This window comes from Pricia sp., assembly GCF_041745955.1.
Taxonomy (GTDB): Bacteria; Bacteroidota; Bacteroidia; order Flavobacteriales; family Flavobacteriaceae; genus Pricia.
Map to the genome: position 1 here is coordinate 1 of NZ_JBGTHY010000177.1, position 2,727 is coordinate 2,727.

A 2,727-nucleotide genomic window follows, 5' to 3' on the forward strand; every position below is an offset into this window, starting at 1 on the left:
CCCTGTACTTCCAAACGTTCGTGTACCCTTCGCTCTTGGCAGAACGCTACTTTGCTCTTTCTGAATAGCCGATAATTTTTATCCGTTTGCCATCCGCTGAAGCGCAAATGGGCGTTTTTGAACATGAATTTTCGGTAGAACCAATAGGCAACATGGGGTGACGGTAGGTTCGTAACGTTGATAATTTCCTTTCGCAAGCCTGCTGGAACGACTTCGTCCGCATCCAAAAAAAGCACCCAATCGTTGGACGCCTGTTTCATGGCAAAAGTTTTCTGTTTGGTAAAATCCTGAAAAGGATGTTGAATGACCTTTACTTTAGGATGTGCGCATAGATACTCGTAGGTTCCATCGGAACTGTAAGAATCGACAACAATAATCTCGTCCGCAAAAGCGACGGAAGCGATACAGCGTTCAATATACCCCATTTCATTATAGGTAATGATAACTGCCGATATTTTCTGATGTTGACCTATTTTCAAAACACTTTGGTATTCCTCCCGATTGCTCGGGATAAATTATAACAGCAAAAAAGTCCTAAAATTGTATTTGGATAAAAAAAATCGTATAAATCGGGTGGTCGTTTATTAAACAGTCGAAACGGTATTGACCCTACTTCTTTGATAAAAAGATGTCAAGATTAACAAAAGGTTGCGTTTTTTTTACTCTTTTTTCGACTTTGCGCTGTAATCCAAGGCAAAGCCAAAAAAGGTTGCGGGTAATTGCTGATTTTATGGCAACTTTGCGCTATACTCGTGCTATTAAAAATCCGAATTTCTAAGTGGCGGGAGTAGTAATGCAAACCGAAAAATGAAGACCTTAAAATATTACTTCCATACACTTTTTGCCCCATCAAGGGATACAGCCTTGGATACAATCCGAACCAAGAACATCATGGATTCCTTTCATTTTCTGGTCGATAAACTAAAAAATCATGAACGTCTTTTTTTCGTGCGTTTCGGGGATGGGGAATTTGTGACCCTGATGCAACAGGACCATCGCAACTATGTGTTCAACAAAAATTTGGAAAAGGAGCTGGAGGCGTCCTTTCGTATTCAGGAGGAGGAGTATCTGATTGCCTGTCCCATCAATTACCCGTACGATGAATTCCACGCCAAAGGCATCTATCGGCGATTTTCATGGCAACAGGAAATGATCGATGTGATAGAGCAACGGAATTTCCCCCAGGATCTGGTATTCGAAAACCCCTGTATTTTTCAGTGCCTAGCGGTCTTTAGACCCAAGCTTCTCAAAAGTTTTTTGGACGACTTTATCCGAAAGGAAAAGAAGATGTTCATCGGTTCGACGGACAAGGAAACAGCGGAAAAATTGTACGGTGCCATTGACTATTATGTGAAAATTCCGGAAAGAAACGCCTACGAATCCATACTGGACTGGTGGTCGGAAGTGGAGCGCAACGTAGATAAGGTAGATTTGGTCATACCTTCCGCGGGCAGCACTTCCAACGTTATTTCCATTCGGCTATGGAATAGCGGAGTGCGCTGCAAAGTGATAGACTTCGGGTCCATCGCAGACGCCGTGGCCCAAAAAACCTCCCGAAGCTGGATTCGCCTTCAAGGGCACCAAGTGTTAAAGACACTTGAAAATCCCCCGAAATTTTCCATTACACAACGTTGGGACTTTTTGCGCAAGGATATCAAGTTTTATTTCAGGAACCAGATTATTTAGGAGACGGGAGACAAGAGACTTGGGTCATGCCTTTCGGTAGGCGGGTTTGAAAATTGAAGTATGTGACATGATTTTTACGCCCTTAAATTTGCCCTGAGGTTGCCCAATACTTTTTTATGATTTAATATTACGGAATGGATTATGTATGGCCCGTTTTACTTTTAGGGGTTGCCGGTTTTTTTATAGGTAAATTCGTCAAACACAAATCGCTCTATCCCTTTATGCCCTTCCGGTATGATTTCAGGAAACGGAGGGATACGTTTCGGCGTTGTCTGGATCTTCTGGACAAAACCAACGCCCGTACGATTATAGAGACGGGCACTTCCCGTGAGGGACTTCACGGTGCCAAAAGCAACGGGGCGGCTACTATCGTTTTTGGAAAATGGGCACAATTGAACCAAGCTTTTGTACATTCGGTGGACATCAGCGAACGATCCGTTGAGGCTTCCCAGAAGGAGGTCGTGGCACAAGGGCTGGTCGAATCTGTCAAGATACACCTGTCCGATTCCATCCAATTTTTGGAGTCCTTTGCCGAAAAGGTCGATTTTTTATATCTGGATAGCTATGATTACAGCAACGACGTTGAAGTTCAGCTGAAAAGTCAGACCCACCATTTGAAGGAATTCAAGGCTATCGAACACCAATTGCACGAAAAATCGATCGTACTTATCGACGACTGCGATTTGCCCAATGGCGGGAAGGGCAAATTGGTGGTCGAGTACATGCTAAAAAAGGGATGGAAAATCTTGATGCAAGAATACCAGATATTACTCGTTCGTCAAGACATGGTCATCTAAAAAACTCCTGAGCGTACCGCTAAAAAATTCAGGCTTAAATAGTTCGTATAATTCCGGAATTTCTTTTTTAAGCTCTTTTTTCGGTTTTCCTTGGATCAGTTCGGGGCGGTAATCGCTTAGGTGAACCGCTACATTGGTATCTTTTTCAAAAGTGTGCCACGCCATTTTATTGATCCAAGGGGAATAGATGGAGAAGGTAGGTATCCCCAAAGCTTTTGCCATATGTATGGCGCCGCCCTCGTTT

3 protein-coding genes and 1 pseudogene are annotated in these 2,727 nt (G+C 43.3%); 2 read left to right on the top strand and 2 right to left on the bottom strand.

Annotated elements, in window-relative coordinates; genetic code table 11:
* Positions 1 to 425, bottom strand: a 425-nt coding sequence (locus ACEW8S_RS06310) for a glycosyltransferase family 2 protein (protein WP_373517331.1), incomplete at its 3' end; no start/stop codon positions are given.
* A 382-nt stretch (positions 426 to 807) separates the two neighbouring features.
* Here ACEW8S_RS06310 and ACEW8S_RS06315 point away from each other — a divergent pair.
* The gene (locus tag ACEW8S_RS06315) at positions 808 to 1,686 is read left to right on the top strand and encodes a GT-D fold domain-containing glycosyltransferase (protein WP_373517329.1); all 879 of its coding nucleotides are present in this window, start codon (positions 808 to 810) and stop codon (positions 1,684 to 1,686) included.
* Positions 1,687 to 1,820: 134 nt separating this feature from the next.
* Positions 1,821 to 2,483, top strand: coding sequence for a class I SAM-dependent methyltransferase (locus tag ACEW8S_RS06320; RefSeq protein WP_373517330.1), 663 nt, complete (start codon positions 1,821 to 1,823; stop codon positions 2,481 to 2,483).
* Here the strand turns inward: ACEW8S_RS06320 and ACEW8S_RS06325 are convergent.
* A pseudogene (locus ACEW8S_RS06325) lies at positions 2,454 to 2,727 on the bottom strand (lipopolysaccharide heptosyltransferase family protein); the annotation flags it as partial. The gene ACEW8S_RS06320 and the pseudogene ACEW8S_RS06325 sit on opposite strands and share 30 nt — an antisense overlap.